Below are 18,215 nucleotides of genomic sequence, written 5' to 3'. Positions count from 1 at the left end.
GGGTTCCGCTTACTCCGGCGTTCCGATGATTCTTGCGTGCGTTTGGCTTGCTTCCCGATAACACGGGGCAAGGCTTCTCCAACGTAACCATAGTTCCATCATCGGCCCGATCCGGGATCAACATAGATTACCATGATAGCCGTGAGCCAGATCGCTCACCGAAGACTATGAACAGAGAACAGAAAGCACAAGTCGTCGCCGATGTGGCCGAGATGATGGATGGAGCCAGTGGAATTTACTCCATTGACTTCACGGGGCTGAATGTTGCCGACACCATCCGCCTGCGTCGCGAATTCAAGAAAGCGGGGGTGAAGTACAAGGTTGCCAAAAACACGCTGATCAAGCGTGCGCTGCAGGAGCGTGGCGGCTACGATCACATCCTTGGCCGCTTTGTCGGGCAAACCGGCATCGCCCTCGGGTATGATGATCCCGCAGCCCCTGCCCGCGTGTTGAAGGAGTTCATTGATCCAAAAACTGAGCTTCCGAAACTGAACTTTGCGGTGCTGGAAGGAGAAGTCTTTGAAGGCAAACGCCTTGCCGAGATTGCCGCCATGCCTTCACGGAAGGATATGCTGGCCGCTATCGTTGGCTCGCTGCAGGCTCCGATCTCCGGCATTGTTGGCTCAATTAACGCCGTCATGCGCGACCTGTCGTCGGTGATTGAAGAGGTCGCCAAAAAGAAGGAAGGAGTTTCCGCGTAACACCGGCCCTTGGGGGGAGGGGAAATCGCCCCGTACCGGATTCGCGCAACTTCAGCCGTTGCACTTGAACATCGAACAAACAACTCACACATTCTTAGGGAATACAGAAATGGCAAACGTAGAAGAACTGGTCGAAAAGATTGGCAACCTTACCCTTCTTGAGGCCTCCGAGCTGAAGAAGGCTTTGGAAGACAAATTCGGCGTCACCGCCGCTGCACCAATGATGATGGGCGGCATGATGCCAGCCGCTGGCGGCCCAGCCCCAGTCGTGGAAGAGCAAACCGAGTTCACGGTTGAGCTGACCGACGCCGGCGCACAGAAGATCAACGTGATCAAAGTGGTCCGCGAGATCACCGGGCTTGGCTTGAAAGAAGCCAAAGACTTGGTGGAAGGCGCACCGAAAGCCGTGAAGGAAGGGATTGCAAAAGCCGAAGCCGAAGATCTTCAGAAGAAGCTCGAGGCTGCCGGTGCCAAGGTTACCTTGAAGTAATCTCCCCGTTCCGAGCGTCGCCCGGGGGTGGCATTCACGCCACCGAACGGCGACACTGCGAGCGCATCTTGAATCTCCCCGATAGTCCGTTTGGCGCGCAACGCCACGTCTGTCGGGGAGAACTCTATCTTCGATGGTGAAGTGAAGGGTGCCAATATTTTTGGCAGCGGGGCAATACAACGGCTGTTTGCCCCGTCAACCGTTCGCCGTATCTTCACGGCCGTGAAGCAACAGAAGGGGGGAAACCGATCCCAACGCGCCAGCCGCTGAAGGCCATCGCGCCCCCTGCCCGCTGTTGCCCGGCCCAAACGCTCATGCTCAGCGCACACACGCACATCAAGATCGCTCTTACAAACACACAGCAGTTTTCAGGATTCTTCGCGATTCGGTCAGGATCGGGACGAGTCCTTTTTTTGTCTGACGTGACCTTGCAACTTTTCTGATAGATCGGAGGATCATACCTGTGACAACCAACGCACCAACGATCAACCAAAACGACGGGCGCATCACGTTCTCCCGCGTTAAGCATTTGTTGGATATGCCGGACCTGCTGGATGTGCAGGTGGCCGCATATCGGGAGTTTCTGCAGGCCGACATACCCCCTGCCGAACGCAAAATGGTGGGGTTGCAATCGGCATTTGCTGGCAATTTCCCCATCACCGATGCTCGCGAAATTTTTACGCTGGAGTATCTGGAATACCGGATCGAGCGGCCAAAGTATAGCGAGATTGAATGCCGCGACCGCGAACTTACCTTTGCTGTCCCGCTGAAAGCCCGCTTGCGCCTTAGCTCCAAAGCCGAACCCGATTCCGACGATTTTATCGAAACCGTTGAGCAAGAGGTCTATCTTGGGAACATCCCCATGATGACCGAGCGCGGCACCTTCATTATCAATGGTGCCGAGCGGGTGGTTGTCTCCCAGCTTCACCGCTCCCCGGGCGTGTTCTTTAGCGATGCCATGCACCCAAACGGCACGCGCATCTTCTCGGCTCGTATCATTCCGTTCCGTGGTTCGTGGGTGGAGTTCACCACCGACATCCAAAACGTGATGTACGCCTACATTGACCGCAAGAAAAAATTCCCGGTCACCACGCTTCTGCGTGCGCTGGGCTTCAGCAGCGATGACGACCTGCTGCAACTCTTCAATCTGACCGAAGACGTTGCTGTCTCGGAATTGAACGCAGACTTTGTGGACCGCGTGATTGCCGGCGACGTGATTGATATGGAAACCGGCGAGATCATCATCGGCCGCGATGCCATCCTGACCGAAGAGCTGATCGTGCGGTTCCAAGCCTCCGGCGCGGAAACCGTGCAGCTGTACACCCTTGAGGCTTCCCAGTCCGACTCCATCATCGTTAAAACGATCCAGAAGGATATCGCCCGCAGCGAAGAAGATGCTTTGGAGGCAATCTACCGCCAGCTCCGCTCCGGCGAAGCTCCAGATTTGGAGACCGCCCGCGCACTGATCGAGAAGCTCTTCTTCAATCCAAAACGCTACGACCTTGGCGAAGTTGGGCGGCATCGCATCAACCAAAAATTGGGATTAGGAATCCCGAGCGACCAGACGACCCTTACCCGCGAGGACATCGTCTCCATCATCAAATATCTGATTGATCTTCAGCAAGGGAAACGCCAGGTGGACGACATTGACCACTTGGGGAATCGCCGCGTCCGCACCGTCGGGGAGCAACTTGCCGCGCAGGTGAATATCGGCATGGCACGCATGGGCCGCACGATCAAGGAGCGGATGAACATCCACGATGCGGAGAACTTCACCCCTTCGGAATTGGTCAACGCCCGGACGGTCACGTCGGTTATCAACACGTTCTTCGGCACCAACCAGCTGTCGCAGTTCATGGACCAGACAAACCCGCTGGCCGAGACAACGAACAAGCGGCGTATGTCCGCGTTGGGACCCGGCGGCCTTACCCGCGAACGCGCTGGCTTCGAGGTTCGCGACGTTCACTACACCCACTACGGCCGCCTTTGCCCGATTGAAACGCCGGAAGGTCCGAACATCGGCCTTATTTCATCGCTCTGCATCTATGCCCGCATCAACGGCTTCGGCTTCCTTGAAACGCCATACCGCAAAGTGGTTGACGGCAGGGTGACCGACGACGTTGAGTATATCTCCGCCGATCTTGAAGAAGGCTCAATCATTGCCACCGCAACGATTGAAACCGACAAGGATGGCAACATCACCGTGGACCGCGTTCGGGCGCGGCAGTCGGGCGACTTTGTGATGGTGGAACCGCACCAGATTCAGTATGCCGACATCGCGCCAAACCAGATGGTCTCGGCCGCAGCCGCAATGATTCCGTTCCTGGAGCACGACGACGCAAACCGTGCGCTGATGGGGTCCAACATGCAACGCCAAGCGGTCCCGTTGCTCCGCCCAGAACGCCCAATTGTGGGAACCGGCATGGAGTGGAAGATCGCCCGCGACAGCCGCACACTGATCGTTGCCGAGCGCGACGGCGTGGTGAAATACGTTGACTCCACCAAGATCATCGTGGAGTATGACCAAACCCTCAGCAAGGATGACCAGCTTGTCAGCTTTGTTGACGACCGGGTGAAGGAGTATCCGCTGGTCAAGTTCTTCCGCACCAACCAGGACACCTGCATCAACCAGCGGCCCCTTGTCCGCGAAGGCCAGCGCGTTGCCGCCGGCGATGTTCTTGTGGATGGAAGCTCAACAAAAGATGGCGAGCTTGCCTTGGGCCGCAACCTGTTGGTGGCGTTCATGCCGTGGCGCGGCTACAACTTCGAGGACGCTATCGTTATCAGCGAGCGGGTGGTAAGCGAGGATATCTACACCTCGGTGCACATCGAGGAGTTCACCACCCACGTCCGCGACACCAAGCGTGGCGAAGAGGAGCTAACCCGCGAAATCCCCAACGTCTCCGAAGAAGCCGTTCGGAACCTTGATGAAGCAGGGATGATCCGCATCGGTTCGGAGGCAACCGAAGGGGATATTCTGGTTGGTAAGATCACCCCAAAAGGGGAGACGGACCCAACGCCAGAAGAGAAACTGCTGCGCGCAATCTTTGGCGACAAAGCTGGCGACGTCAAGGACGCATCGCTAAAAACCCCGCCGGGGATTAAAGGTGTGGTGATCCAATCGCAGCTGTTCAGCCGCCGGGTTATCAAGAAGGACACCGACATCCGCAAGGATGAGAAGAAACGGCAGGAGATGCTGGACCGGAAGCTGATCGAGGAGCTGGACCGCTACAGCAAGATGCTTGCCGAAAAATTGGGGCTTCTGTTGGATGGCGAGACCTCGTTGGGAATCCGCGATGAAAGCGGAACCACCATCATCCGCGCCGGAACCGGGCTGAAGGCCGACACCTTCACCACCAAGCTGGCCGATGGATTGGACGTTGGCCTTTGGAGCACCGAAGACCCGTGGGTGGAGAACAAGCGGAAAAACAGCCTTGTTCGCAAAGCCTACCAAAACTTCCGCGCGATTGTTGACTTGGTGCAGGACGACATCCGCATCGAGAAAAACAAGGTGGCGCAGGGGGATGAGCTTCAGCCTGGAATCCTGCAAATGGCAAAGGTCTATGTTGCCAAAAAGCGGAAGCTGCAAGTGGGGGATAAGATGGCCGGCCGCCACGGAAACAAAGGCGTTGTGGCCAAGATCGTTTCGGTGGAGGATATGCCATTCCTTCCCGACGGAACCCCGATTGACATCGTGCTAAACCCGCTTGGCGTGCCGTCGCGTATGAACCTGGGGCAGCTGTACGAAACCGCGTTGGGCTGGGCTGGGCTTCGGCTGGGCGTCCGTTTTGCCACGCCAATTTTCGACGGCGCACGCTGGGGCGATGTGATGGATTGGCTGGAGAAAGCGGGCCTTGACCGCTCGGCCAAAACCGACCTGTACGACGGACGCAGCGGCGAACGCTTCGACCAACAGGTGACCGTTGGGGTGATCTACATGCTGAAGCTCTCCCACCTTGTCGAGGATAAAATCCACGCGCGCTCAATCGGCCCGTACAGTCTTATCACCCAGCAGCCGCTGGGCGGAAAGGCGCAGTTCGGCGGGCAGCGATTTGGGGAGATGGAGGTCTGGGCGCTGGAAGCCTACGGCGCGTCGAACGTGCTGCAGGAAATCCTGACGGTAAAATCCGACGACGTCCATGGCCGCTCGAAGAGCTACGAAAGCATTGTGAAAGGGGAGAACCTGCCGGAACCAAACATTCCGGAATCCTTCAACGTGCTTGTGCGCGAGCTTCAAGGGCTTGGGCTTGAGGTGAAGATTGACTAACGGCGAAAGCTGAAGCAATCCGCCCGCCATGCTTTCCTCCATCAGCGCGATGGAGGAAGCGGCGTGCAAGAACCCCCAAGCAGCGTGATGGCACGGGCGCACTGCGCCAATGCAAACCAATGAAAAGTTGACTAACGAAGCACTGAACTTATAAACCGGGAGATCATCGTGTTCACACAACCGAATCAGATCGTCGGGCAGAACTTCCGCCGGATCATGATCAAGCTGGCATCCTCCGATGACATCTTGAACCGCTCGCACGGCGAAGTCACCAAGCCGGAAACCATCAACTACCGCTCGTTCCGCCCCGAAAAAGACGGGCTTTTCTGCGAAAAAATCTTCGGCCCGGTCCGCGACTGGGAATGCCATTGCGGCAAGTACAAACGGATCCGCTACAAAGGGATCATCTGCGACCGCTGCGGCGTAGAAGTGACGCAAAAAGCGGTCCGCCGCGAACGGATGGGGCATATCGCCCTTGCCGTTCCTGCGGTGCATATCTGGTACCTCCGTTCGCTCCCCTCCAAAATTGGCGCGGTCCTTGGATTGCCCACCAAGGACGTGGAGCGCATCGTGTACTACGAGTCGTACGTGGTGGTCCAACCAGGCCTAACCGGTTTGCAAGTGAACGACTTGCTGACCGAAGAACAATACCTTGACATCAAAGCAAGCCTTCCCCCCACCAATGCCGAGATGGAGGATGAGGACCCGAAGAAGTTCATCGCGCTGATTGGTGGCGAAGGCATTAAGGAGCTTCTGCGGCGCGTAAAGCCGGACGAGCTGGCCCTGGTCCTGCGCGAGCAATCCCGCACCGAAACCTCCATGCAGAAAAAGGCCGAGGCATTGAAACGCCTGCGGGTTCTGAACGCGTTCCGCGAACGCCCGGAAGGGGAAGGGGAGCCGAACAATGCCGAATGGATGGTGCTGGATGTGATTCCGGTGATCCCGCCGGAGCTTCGCCCGCTGGTTCCGTTGGAAGGCGGGCGGTTTGCCACCAGCGACTTGAACGACCTGTATCGCCGCGTCATCATCCGCAACAACCGCCTGCGCCGCCTGATGGACATCGAGGCCCCGGAGGTGATTCTGCGGAACGAAAAGCGGATGCTTCAGGAAGCCGTGGACTCCCTGTTCGACAACTCACGCCGTGGCTCGGCGGTCCGCAGCGATTCGCAGCGGGCGCTGAAATCCCTGAGTGACATGCTGAAAGGGAAGCAAGGCCGCTTCCGCCAAAACTTGCTTGGGAAGCGCGTTGACTACTCCGGACGTTCGGTGATTGTGGTTGGCCCGGAACTGAAACTGCACGAGTGCGGCCTGCCGAAGGATATGGCTGTGGAGCTGTTCAAGCCGTTCATCATCCGCAAGCTGATTGAACGCGGGCACACAAAGACCGTGAAGTCGGCAAAGAAGGTTGTTGAACGGAAGACCACCGAGGTTTACGACATCCTTGAGATTGTGATTGACGGCCACCCGGTGCTTCTGAACCGCGCCCCAACCCTTCACCGTTTGGGTATCCAAGCGTTCCAGCCGCGGCTGATTGAAGGGAAGGCGTTGCAGCTTCACCCGCTGGTCTGTACCGCCTTCAACGCCGACTTCGACGGCGACCAGATGGCCGTGCACGTGCCACTAAGCCACGATGCCCAGCTTGAGGCAATGCTCCTGATGTTGTCGTCGCACAACATCATCTCCGCACAATCCGGGGACCCGATCACCGTGCCGTCGCAGGACATGGTGCTTGGTTGCTACTACGTCACCAAAGCCCGCCCCGGCGTTGCCGGCGAAGGGAAAACCTTCTCCTCGCCAAAGGAAGTGGTGGTGGCCTACAACACCGGGCGGCTGCATCTTCATGCCCGCATCAAAGTTCGGATTGATGGAACGTTGATCGAGACCACAACGGGTCGCGTCATCTTTAACTTCATTGTGCCGAAGGAGCTGGGGTATCTGGATATCCTGCTGACGAAAAAAGAGCTTACCCGCCTTATCAGCGAATGCTTCCGCAAAGCGGGGCTGCTGAAGACGGTGAAGTTCCTTGATGACCTGAAGGAGATGGGCTTCACCTACGCCACCAAAGGGGGGCTGTCGGTCTCCATCTCGGACGTTATCATCCCCCATGAGAAGGATGAGATTATCGGCAAGGCCCAGAACGAAGTTGACCGTATCGAGAACTTCTATCTGGAAGGCGTTATCACCAACGGCGAACGCTACAACAAGGTGATTGACATCTGGTCCAACGCCACCAACCGGGTCCTTTCGGTGGTGGTGAACGAGCTGAAAAACGCCGACGACGGATTTAACACCTTCTGGATGATGCTGGACAGCAAGGCCCGCGGATCCACAGAGCAGATCCGCCAGCTTGCCGGAATGCGCGGGCTGATGGCCAAGCCGCAGAAATCGCTGAGCGGTGGTATCGGTGAGCTGATCGAGAACCCCGTCACCGCGAACTTCAAGGAAGGCCTCTCCATTCTGGAGTACTTCATCAGCACCCACGGCGCACGCAAAGGCTTGGCCGACACGGCGTTGAAAACCGCCGACGCGGGATACCTTACCCGCCGCTTGATTGACGTTGCCCAGGACTCCATCATCAGCGAGCTTGACTGCGGAACCATTCGCGGTATCGAGATGTACGCGCTGAAAGATGGCGAGCATATCAAGGAGCATCTGCACGAGCGTGTTGTTGGCCGCGTGGCGTTGGAGGACGTGATTGACCCGATCAGCGGCAATGTGATCGTCAAAGGGGGACAGATCATCACCCCCGATATCTCCGCTGCGATTTCCGAAACGCCGCTGGAGATGATCCTGATCCGCTCGGTGCTGACCTGCGAAGCCAAACGGGGCATTTGCGGACGTTGCTACGGGGTGAACCTCACCACTGGCAAACTCTCGGACGTTGGGGAAGCGGTTGGCATCATTGCCGCTCAGTCCATCGGTGAACCAGGAACCCAGCTTACGCTTCGCACCTTCCACACCGGTGGAACGGCGTCGCTGATCTCGGCACAAAGTACCGTCCAAACCAAGAACGAAGGGCGCGTCCAGTACGAAGGGATCAAGTTCATCGAACGCCAAGAAGAAGATGCCGACACCGGCGAGATAAAAGTGGAGTGCGTGGTGACAGGCCGCGCCGGTGCCATTGCCATTTTGGATGCCGACAACCGCGTGATCCACCGCTACGATGTTGCCTACGGTTCGCAGCTTCACGTAAAGGATGGCGACCGTGTGCAGAAAGGTTCGGTGCTGTACGAATGGGACCCGTACAACAACGTCATCATCACCGACAAAGAAGGCTACATCCGCTACCGTGACCTTATCCCGAACGTCACGTACCGCGACGAGGCCGACGAGCAGACCGGATACATCACCAAGCTGGTGATTGACTCCAAGGATCGTACAAAAAGCCCAACCATCGAAATCGTTGATGAGAACGGGCAGGTGCTGCAGCCATACATCATCCCCGTTCGTGCCCACATCAACGTGGAAGATGGGGAGATGGTGAAGCCCGGAACGGTGGTTGCCAAGATGCCCCGCGACGTTGGGAAAACACGTGACATCACCGGCGGTCTTCCCCGCGTTACCGAGTTGTTCGAGGCACGCTCGCCACAGCAACCGGCGGTTATCAGCGACATTGACGGAATCGTCAGCTTCGACAAACCAAAGCGCGGCAACCGCGTGGTGGTGGTGACCTCCCTTGACGGCTACACCCGCACCGAGTACACCGTCAGCTTCGGCAAGCACGTGCTGGTGCAGGAAGGGGACTTCATCCGTTCTGGCGAGCAGATCAGCGACGGCTCGATTGACCCGCACGACATCCTACGAATCATGGGGGTGAACGCCGTGCAGGAGTATATCGTCAACGAGATTCAGGAAGTCTATCGGATGCAAGGGCAGAACATCAACGACAAGCACATCGAGGTGATTGTCCGGCAGATGATGCAGAAGGTGCGCATCCAGGACCCAGGCGACACCCGATTCCTGGAAGGGGACCAGGTGGACCGCTTCAAGTTCCAAGAGGAGAACGAGGAGATGAAGAACCACGTGGTGATTATGGACAAGGGGGACAGCCGCCTGAAGGCCGGGCAGCTGGTGCTGCGCCGGAAGATTCGGGAGATGAACGCCGAGCTGAAGAAGAAAGGGAAAACCTTGATCGAGGCACGCGATGCCGAGCCGGCAACCTCCGAGCCATTGCTGCTTGGTATCACCCAAGCATCGCTGACCACGGAATCCTTCATCTCGGCAGCATCATTCCAGGAAACAACGAAGGTGCTGACCGATGCCGCAATCGAAGCCAAGATTGACAACCTCCATGGCTTGAAGGAGAACGTCATCATGGGTCGCTTGATTCCGGCAGGGACCGGATTGAAAAGCTATCGCGACATCCTTGTCACCAGCAAGAACGACAACGCCATTGACACCGCCGACCGGAAGCAAGCCCTTCCAGCAACGGCTCCGTCGAAGGTCTCGAAAGTCTTGTTCGGGGTGTAATCCACCACTGGTGGTGGCCGCATATCAATCCCAAGCCCTCGGCGAAGCAATTCACCGGGGGTTTGTGGTTTCCAGGATCATTCAATCGGTGATGAATTTGGCATGGATGGATTGCTGCTTCGCACACGGTGCGCGCTTGTGGGGGCCGAACGGCTGAAAGCACTGGTGGTGCTTGGCAGCGGCATGGGGGATGCGTTCGCCCAAGCCGCGCTGACCCCGGTTGCCACGCTCCCGACCAGCGTGGCTGGGCATCGCGGGGTGCTGGCAATGCTTGGGAATCCAACCGATGGAATCCTTCTTGCACTTGGGCGGCGGCATCTGTACGAAGGCGTTGGGCGCGGGGAGATTGAATCCACCGTTCGGGCCGCCGCCGATTGCGGTGCACGCCTGCTGGTGCTGACCAACGCCGCCGGGGGATTGAACCCCCACCTTCGCGTGGGGGACCTGATGCTGCTTGGGTCCGCCTTCGCCATGCCGATGACGAAGCTCCCGCACGGGGTTCCAAACCATGCCAGCTTCAGCACCGAGCGGTACTCCACGATTGAAGCCGATGCGTTGGCCCGGGGCGTTGCGCTGCGGCGCGGCAGCTACGCAATGGTGACCGGTCCCAGCTACGAAACCCGCGCAGAAATTCGGATGCTTCGCCGGCTTGGTGCCGATGCCGTTGGGATGTCAACACTGATGGAGGCCGCCGCCGCCAGGGAGTGCGGAATGGAGGTGGTGGGCTTATCGCTTATCACCAACATCGCCAGCGAAACGCCGGCGGAGCTGCTGGACCACCACCACGTTGTGATGCAAGGCCAAAGCGCGTTCGGAAACGTGCGGAAAGCAATTGAGGCAGCGTTGCACGGGGTAGCGGCCCCGACTGGGTCGGGGTAGCGGCCCCGATCTTTATCGGGGTAGCGGCAGGTCTTTAGCCTGCCAAGACACCGAAGGCTAAAGACCTTCGGCTACCGACTTTTTATGAACCCCGACTCCATGTCGGGGCGGCTACCGACCTTTTATGAACCCCGACTTCATGTCGGGGCGGCTACCGACCTTTTATAAACCCCGACTTCATGTCGGGGCGGCTACCGAAGGTTCTTGCACTGCCTCAGCTCTTTACGAAATCCCATTTCCTCCTTTTGTACTTTTGCCCTGCCAACAAGCCGGGACCTCTTCGCAAATCCTTCAATCCTGCCGATGCGCCACATTGATCCAGCCACTATCCATCACAGCGAGTCGCACCGTTATTTGCTGAGCTGCGTTGCGCCGCGCCCAATTGCGTTTGCCGGAACGGTGGATTCCGATGGCCGCCCGAATCTTGCCCCTTTCTCCTTCTTCAATGCCTTCGGCGCGAATCCTCCGGTGGTTGCGTTCTCCCCAGCGTTTCGGGGGACGGACGGCAGCCCCAAGCACACATTGCTGAACGTGCTGGCAACGGGCGAGTTCACCATCTCGGTGGTGAGCTATTCGATGGTGGAGCAGATCAGCCTTGCTTCGTGCGATTTTCCCGAGGGGGTGGATGAGTTCGTGAAGGCTGGATTTACGAAGCTGGAAAGCCACAAAATCAAGCCCTTTGGCGTGGCCGAATCGCCGATGGTGATGGAGTGCAAGCTGCTTCACCATATCCCCGTTGGCGGCGGACCCGGGTCGGCCAATATCTTGATTGGCGAAGTGGTGATGTTCCACCTTCAGGAATCAATCTTCGACGGCCAATATCCCAGCGCGGACCGGTTGGACCTTGTTGCCCGAATGGGGGGGCCGCTTTACTGCCGCGCAAGCGGGCCGGCGGTGTTCACCCTTGCCAAGCCAACCCACACCGGCATTGGGTTCGACGCGCTTCCCAACCACCTGCTGGAAAGCACCATCCTTACCGGAAACGATCTGGCAAAACTGGCCGGGGTTCAGCAGCTTCCCGACGTGGCGGCGGCGCAAGCGTTCATTGCAACGGAGCTTGCAAATCTTCCCGCAAGCCTTCCCGATAACCTTGCCACCGAGCTTCGCGTTGGCACGCCGAACCGAGCGTTCCAAGCCTTCTTGGCCGGACGGATTGGCCGCGACCAGTGGGGGGAATCCGACACCGCAACGCTTCACCACATCATCCAACAATTCCTGCGGAAGAACGACGTGGCCAACGCTTGGAACTGCGCCATTGCCCAGGAATTGCTTCGCCACCCCGAGCACCATTTGGCGGCAATTGAACAGAGAGATCAACAACCAAATCAATAGAATCAACAGAGTTTTAACAGAACGCTCATGGCCTACAACATCGAACAGACCGACGCGCAACTACTGAACACCACCGCAGCAATCCGCTACCAGCTGAGCTTCCCGCACGCCGCGCAGCATTTGGTGAATGTGGAGATGGAGATTGACACCGAGGCGGGGGAACTGACGCTGGCGCTTCCGAACTGGATACCTGGTTCGTACAAGGTTCGCGACTTCGTCAGCAACCAGGGGGACCTGCAAGTGTTCGCGCCGGACGGAACGCGGCTTACTCCAGAATGGACCTCCAAGAATCGTTTCACCCTTGCGGTCCCAACCGCCGGGACGGTGCGGGCTTCGTGGAATTGGTACGGGAACGAGCGTTCGGTGCGGCTTAGCCACATCAATCGGTTCCATGCGTTCATCAATCCGGCCAACGTGATGATGTACGTCCAGGGGCGCACCAACGAACTCCATCACGTGGAAATCCACAACCCGTGGTCCCAAATCAGCACGCCACTTTCTCCGGTTCGGGAAGGGGTGTGGGGGGCGTTGAATTACGACATCCTGGTGGATTCGCCGATGGAGCTTGGGGACCATTTTGTGGCCACCTTCACCCGCCACGGAGCAACGCACGAGGTGGCGGTGATTGGCGCGGGCGACTTCGACCCCGATTGGATTGTTGAGCAATGCAAAATCATTGTTGACACCGCCGTGAAGATGTGGGGAAGCCTTCCGTACGACCGCTACGTCTTCATCAACCAGCTTCTTAGCGGGCTGTATGGCGGGCTGGAACACGCCCGCTGCTCGGTGAATATTTTCGACTCGGAAATCTTTGGCGACAGCGACCGCGCCGTGAAGTTCCTGGGGCTGCTGTGCCACGAGTATTTCCACTTGTGGAACATCAAGCGGATCCGCCCGATTGAGTTCGGCCCGTTTAACTACGACCGCGAAATCTACTCCAGCATGCTCTGGCTTGCCGAAGGCTGTACCAGCTACTACGACGACCTGATGACCTACCGCTGCGGCTTCTACAACCGCGCCGAGTACCTGCGGACCTTAGGCTCCGATCACCTCTGCACGCTGATGGCGATCCCCGGGCGGAAAGCGATGTCCATCAAGGAAAGCTCCTTCCTCGCCTGGGTGAAGCTCTACGTCCCAACGCCGGACCAGAACAACCGGCAGGTGAGCTACTATCTGAAAGGGGGGGTGATCTTCATGCTCTTGGACCTTCTCATCATCTCCGAATCGAACGGCGCAAAAAAATTGGACGACGGGATGCGGGCATTGATGGCACGCTACGAAGCAAACCCTGCGGTTGGCCTAACCGAAGATGAGTTCATCGAGATTGTTGGCCAGGCAACCGGGGTGGAGATTGGGACGCACTTGCGCCACTGGCTTTCCAGCACCGACGAGCTTCCCCTTGCCGAATATCTGGGGCGTTTCGGGTTGGAATGGGGCAGCAGGGTTGCCGTTGCCGAGGCTCAGCATTTTGGGGAATCGTTGCCATACCAACGCCCATTCCCTGCCACATGGGGGGGGATGCAGGTTGAGGAGATTAAGACCGGGCTGAAAGTAAGCCGGGTTGTTCGCGACTCCCCTGCGGAGCGTGCAGGGCTGGGGGCGGATGATGAGGTGCTGGCGTTGAACGGAGTTCGCGTGGGAAGCAGCAAGCAGTGGGACGCTGTTTACCGGGGGGCATTGCTGGCAGGGAAGCCGCTGGAGATTATCGCCGCAACGGAAGGGAGGGTTTATCAAGCAACCCTGCAGCCGGAGGAGCGGGTTGTGTGGGAGCTGACCCCGAAGCCAGAACCAACCGAAGAAGAAGCAAGGCTGATGGAGTTCTGGCTTGCACGCTAAGTGCCCGCAGGAAGAAAACGGGAGGTAGGAAGGTGGGGGGGGATTTCACTATTTTGGCTCACGCTAATTCAGCAACTGCACCAAAAAGAACCAATAGACATTCCGGACCAGACGACCATGAACAAACAACTTCGTTTCCGCCAATTGTTCGCGCTGCTTTGTGTGGCGGCTCCGTTAGCATTCACCGCCTGTGGTGGCGGGGAGAATGGCGGCGCAACATCCACCGCCGATGCCGGCGCGCCGGTGCAGGGGGATTGGGTTATCATCCACAGCACCGCCGACCCTGAGGACATGCGCGAGCTTGTGGCAACCGATGCCAGCCAGCAGGAAATCATCAGCTATATCTACGACCGGTTAATGCTCCCGAATTGGGAAACGCTGGAGCCAATGCCGTGGCTTGCCGACTCGTTGCCGGTGGTTAGCGCGGACCATTTAACCTACGATTTCCGCCTGAAGAAAAACGCCAAGTTCAGCGATGGCAAGCCGGTTACGGGGAACGATTTTATTTTCACCCTGAAGGCAATCAAAAATCCGGCAATTAAAAATGCCGGGCCGCTTGCTGGATATTACGAGCGGGTGAAATCCGCAGAGCTAATCAACGGCGATCCTTACCACTTGCGGTTCACCATGAGCAAGCCATATTTCCTTGCTGCTGATAATTTAGGATCCCTTTTTGCGATGCCAAAACATATTTTGGACCCCAATAGTCTAACCGATAAAATCACCTTTGATGAACTGAATGCTGGCAATTCAAAAAATCCAGCAATTCAGGAATTTGCCGACTGGTATCAGACCAGCGACAAAGCATTTAAGAAGGAAATCCTGATCGGCTCCGGCCCATATATGTTCGACAGCTACACCCAGTATGACAAAATCACTCTTGTGCGGAATCCAAATTATTGGAATAAGGAGAGCAAGTTCGGCAAGGCATACCCCGACAAGATCATCTGGAAGACAATCCAAGAGAACGTTGCGGCAGTAAATGCCTTGCGTGCTGGCGAAATTGATGTGGTTCCAACAATGCCGAAAGTCCTCTACAAACAGCAAAAACCGCAGTTTCCGGGGCGAGGCATTGCTTCTACCGAATATGATTATCCAAGCTATAATTATGTGGGCTACAACCAGAAAAAGCCGTTGTTCCAAGATAAACTGGTTCGCCAGGCGCTTGCGCGTGCAATCAACCGCGATGAGATTGTGAAGAATGTCTATTTCGGTTATGCGCGTGCAATTCAATCGCCGATATTCTACAAACGGCCAGAGTGCGACACCACGATACCGCTGATTAAATTTAATCTTGAAGAAGCGAAAAAAATGTTGGCCGATGCGGGGTGGAACGATACCGATGGAGATGGCGTGTTGGATAAAATGATCAATGGAAAGAAAACCGATTTCAAGTTTGAAATTATGCTGACCACGGCAAGCAAGCCAACGGTGGATCAGATATCGCAGATTTTTATCAACGACTTGAAAAAAATCGGAATTGAGGCATCAACCAAAAGCCTTGATTGGGCGATCTTCTTGAAAAATACCCGCGCCGGCGATTATGACGCATATCTTGGAGGCTGGGCGATGGACATTGTGGAAGGGGATAATTACCAGCTGTTCCACTCCAAGTCAATCGGTGCCGGCTCGAACTACGTCTTCTGGTCCAACCCAACGGCCGATTCGCTGATTGAAGCAATCCGGACGGAATTCGACCAAGCCAAACGGTTTGAGATCACCAAGCAGTTCCAGCGCGTGTTCAACGAGGAGCAACCGTACAACCTTTTGGTCTCCGCAAAAGCCACTGGTGGCTACAGCAACCGCTACCAGAACGTGACGTGGTACGCGCCGCGCCCGTGCTTCCTTGCCAACACGTGGTGGGTTCCGCTTACGGCGCAGCGGTACAAAGCCCAGCAGCCGGTGGCAATGAACTAACATGAGCCAGCAACTTCCATGAAGTGAAGAAAATTGCGCCCTGCCGCCCATTTTGCGGTGGGGCGCGGTGGCTTCTGGGGTAGAAGTTTGCGTATCTTCATTTGCCGCGTGATTCTTTCAACCAATCAACACGCTCACGTCCACGAACACATATCTGGAAGGACACTTGCCTGATGGGTACGTACATCCTAAAACGCATTCTCCTGTTCATTCCTACCTTCATTGCCATCACATTCCTGACGTTCGGCATCAGCCGCCTTGTCCCGGGGGACCCTGCCGAGCGCAAAGCCGGGATGGGAAGGGAAGGGCAGCAAATCGCCAACCGTGAGCTTTCGCAGGAGCGAATCCAGCGGCTTCGGAAGGAATGGCATCTTGATGAGCCTATCCATGTTCAATACATGATCTGGGCCGCCGGCATGATCCAGCTGGATTTTGGAAAGTCGTTCAAGGACGACAAGCCGGTGATAGATAAAATCACAAGCCGCCTTCCGCTTACGGTGTTGATGAGTGTTATCTCCGCCATTCTTGCCTACATTATCGCCATTCCTATCGGCATCTACTCGGCTTCGCACAATGGTTCGCTGGGGGAGCGGTCGCTTTCCACCTCGTTGTTCATGCTCTATTCCCTCCCCGATTTCTGGATTGGCACGCTCTTCATTGTGTTCCTCACCATTGGCAGCAATTACTTCGAGATTTTCCCCAACAACGGCCTAACCAGCACCGGCGCGGAGACCTGGCCGTTCTTCAAAAAACTGACGGATTCGGTGTGGCATCTTGTGCTGCCGATTGTGGTGTATACCTACGCGAGCTTTGCTTACATCTCGCGCCAGATGCGTGGGGCGATGATGGAAACCCTGCGCCAGGATTACATCCGCACCGCACGCGCAAAAGGGCTTGCCAACAAAGTTGTGGTTTACCGCCATGCGTTGCGCAACTCGCTGATCCCGATCATCACCCTGTTTGCGGGGTTGTTTCCGGCGTTCATTGGTGGATCGGTGGTGGTGGAGCGGATCTTTAATCTCCCCGGGGTTGGACAGCTTGCCTTCCAAGCAGCCACCGAACTTGATTACCCGGTGGTGATGGGAATCCTGACGATGAGCGCGCTGCTAACAATGACCGGCGTGCTTGTTGGCGACATCCTCTACTCCGTTGTTGACCCGCGCATTGCCTACGCCAAGAAGTCCAGCTAATAACCTTTGAATCTGAGCCTTCCATGCAAAACAATACAACCACAACCGAGCCAACGCCGAACGGTGGGGAAGGGCAGCATCTTCCCAACGAAACCTACTTGCAGTATGTGAAACGGCAGTTCCGCAAGAACCGCCTTGCGCGGACCGCTCTCTATTTCACCTACTTCATGTTCTGTGTGGCAATTTTTGCCGACTTCTTGGCGAACGACCGCCCCATTGCTTGCTCCTACAAAGGGGAGTTTTACATGCCGGTGGTGCAAGATTATTTGAAAGGAATGGGGATGTACCGATACCCGAAGGAGCTGAACAACGTTGATTGGAAATCGCTGGAGTACGATTGGTCCTTCTTCCCTCCGGTGAAATACCACGGCAACGGCATTGACGGCGCGAACCCCTTTGTCCCCCCGTTCACTTCCGGCAGCGACCACTTTTTGGGGACCGACCAAGTTGGCCACGATCTGCTGGCCGGGCTGATCCACGGGGCGCGTATCTCCCTGTCGGTCGGTTTTATTTCGATGAGCATTGCGGCGTTTGTTGGGATCAGCCTTGGGGCAATGGCCGGGTATTTTGGGGGATGGGTGGATATGCTGATCTCGCGATTGATTGAGCTGTTTCTCAACTTCCCGACGCTGTTCCTGATTATCACGGTGGTGGCGTTCTATGGGGCGAATATCTTTTTTATGATGGTGGTGATTGGCCTGACCGGATGGACCGGAATTGCCCGATTAATTCGTGGCGAGGTCCTGCGGATTCGGAACATGGAGTATATCACTGCGGCGAACTCCATCGGGTTTCCGGCATTCCGAATTATCTGGCGGCAGGTGCTTCCCAATGCCCTTGCCCCGGTGCTGGTTTCGATTGCGTTTGGGATTGCCGGGGCGATTCTCACCGAGTCAACACTCTCGTTTTTAGGGCTTGGGGTTCCGGCCGAGGTGGTAACGTGGGGGGCAATTTTGGACGGCTCCCGCAGCGCAACGTTCGCGTGGTGGATGGCGATCTTCCCAGGTTGCATGATCTTCCTTTCGGTGGTTAGCTACAACCTTATCGGCGACGGATTGCGCGACGCACTGGACCCGCGATTGAAGACGTAAGCCGTGGGGCATGAACAAGAAAGAACAGGGGGAATCAATATC

Annotated in this window: 10 protein-coding genes; all 10 read left to right on the top strand. The window is 56.8% G+C overall.

Going from position 1 to position 18,215, the window contains the following annotated elements; translation table 11 throughout:
* Positions 1–167 precede the first annotated feature (167 nt).
* The 10 genes from IPM61_16125 to IPM61_16080 all read left to right on the top strand — a co-directional run bounded on the left by IPM61_16125 (position 168) and on the right by IPM61_16080 (position 18,173).
* Positions 168–701 carry a 50S ribosomal protein L10 gene (locus IPM61_16125; protein MBK8912835.1) on the top strand — a complete coding sequence of 178 codons (534 nt, stop codon included), beginning with the start codon at positions 168–170 and terminating at the stop codon, positions 699–701.
* Between the two features lie 109 nt (positions 702–810).
* Complete coding sequence (gene rplL / locus IPM61_16120; protein ID MBK8912834.1) at positions 811–1,191, top strand: 50S ribosomal protein L7/L12; 381 nt, start codon at positions 811–813, stop codon at positions 1,189–1,191.
* Between the two features lie 538 nt (positions 1,192–1,729).
* The gene (gene rpoB, locus IPM61_16115) at positions 1,730–5,458 is read left to right on the top strand and encodes a DNA-directed RNA polymerase subunit beta (GenBank protein ID MBK8912833.1); all 3,729 of its coding nucleotides are present in this window, start codon (positions 1,730–1,732) and stop codon (positions 5,456–5,458) included.
* A gap of 168 nt (positions 5,459–5,626) precedes the next feature.
* Complete coding sequence (gene rpoC, locus IPM61_16110) at positions 5,627–9,928, top strand: DNA-directed RNA polymerase subunit beta' (protein MBK8912832.1); 4,302 nt, start codon at positions 5,627–5,629, stop codon at positions 9,926–9,928.
* A gap of 102 nt (positions 9,929–10,030) precedes the next feature.
* Positions 10,031–10,807: a purine-nucleoside phosphorylase gene (locus tag IPM61_16105; GenBank protein MBK8912831.1), complete on the top strand. Its 777-nt coding sequence runs from the start codon at positions 10,031–10,033 to the stop codon at positions 10,805–10,807.
* Positions 10,808–11,110: 303 nt separating this feature from the next.
* Positions 11,111–12,139, top strand: a complete 1,029-nt coding sequence (locus IPM61_16100) for a flavin reductase family protein (protein MBK8912830.1) — start codon at positions 11,111–11,113, stop codon at positions 12,137–12,139.
* Positions 12,140–12,166: 27 nt separating this feature from the next.
* On the top strand, positions 12,167–13,975 hold the full coding sequence (locus IPM61_16095; protein MBK8912829.1) for a M61 family metallopeptidase: 1,809 nt from the start codon (positions 12,167–12,169) through the stop codon (positions 13,973–13,975).
* Positions 13,976–14,092: 117 nt separating this feature from the next.
* Entirely contained in the window at positions 14,093–15,892 is a 1,800-nt protein-coding gene (locus IPM61_16090; protein MBK8912828.1) for a hypothetical protein, read from the top strand.
* A 173-nt stretch (positions 15,893–16,065) separates the two neighbouring features.
* The gene (locus IPM61_16085) at positions 16,066–17,082 is read left to right on the top strand and encodes an ABC transporter permease (GenBank protein MBK8912827.1); all 1,017 of its coding nucleotides are present in this window, start codon (positions 16,066–16,068) and stop codon (positions 17,080–17,082) included.
* Positions 17,083–17,105: 23 nt separating this feature from the next.
* Positions 17,106–18,173 (top strand): ABC transporter permease, encoded by a 1,068-nt coding sequence (locus tag IPM61_16080; GenBank protein ID MBK8912826.1) that lies wholly within the window; start codon positions 17,106–17,108, stop codon positions 18,171–18,173.
* Positions 18,174–18,215: the final 42 nt, after the last annotated feature.

It is taken from the genome of Chlorobiota bacterium (assembly GCA_016710285.1).
Lineage (GTDB): Bacteria > Bacteroidota > Ignavibacteria > OLB7 > OLB7 > OLB7.
This window is presented reverse-complemented; position numbering and strand designations above follow the sequence as displayed.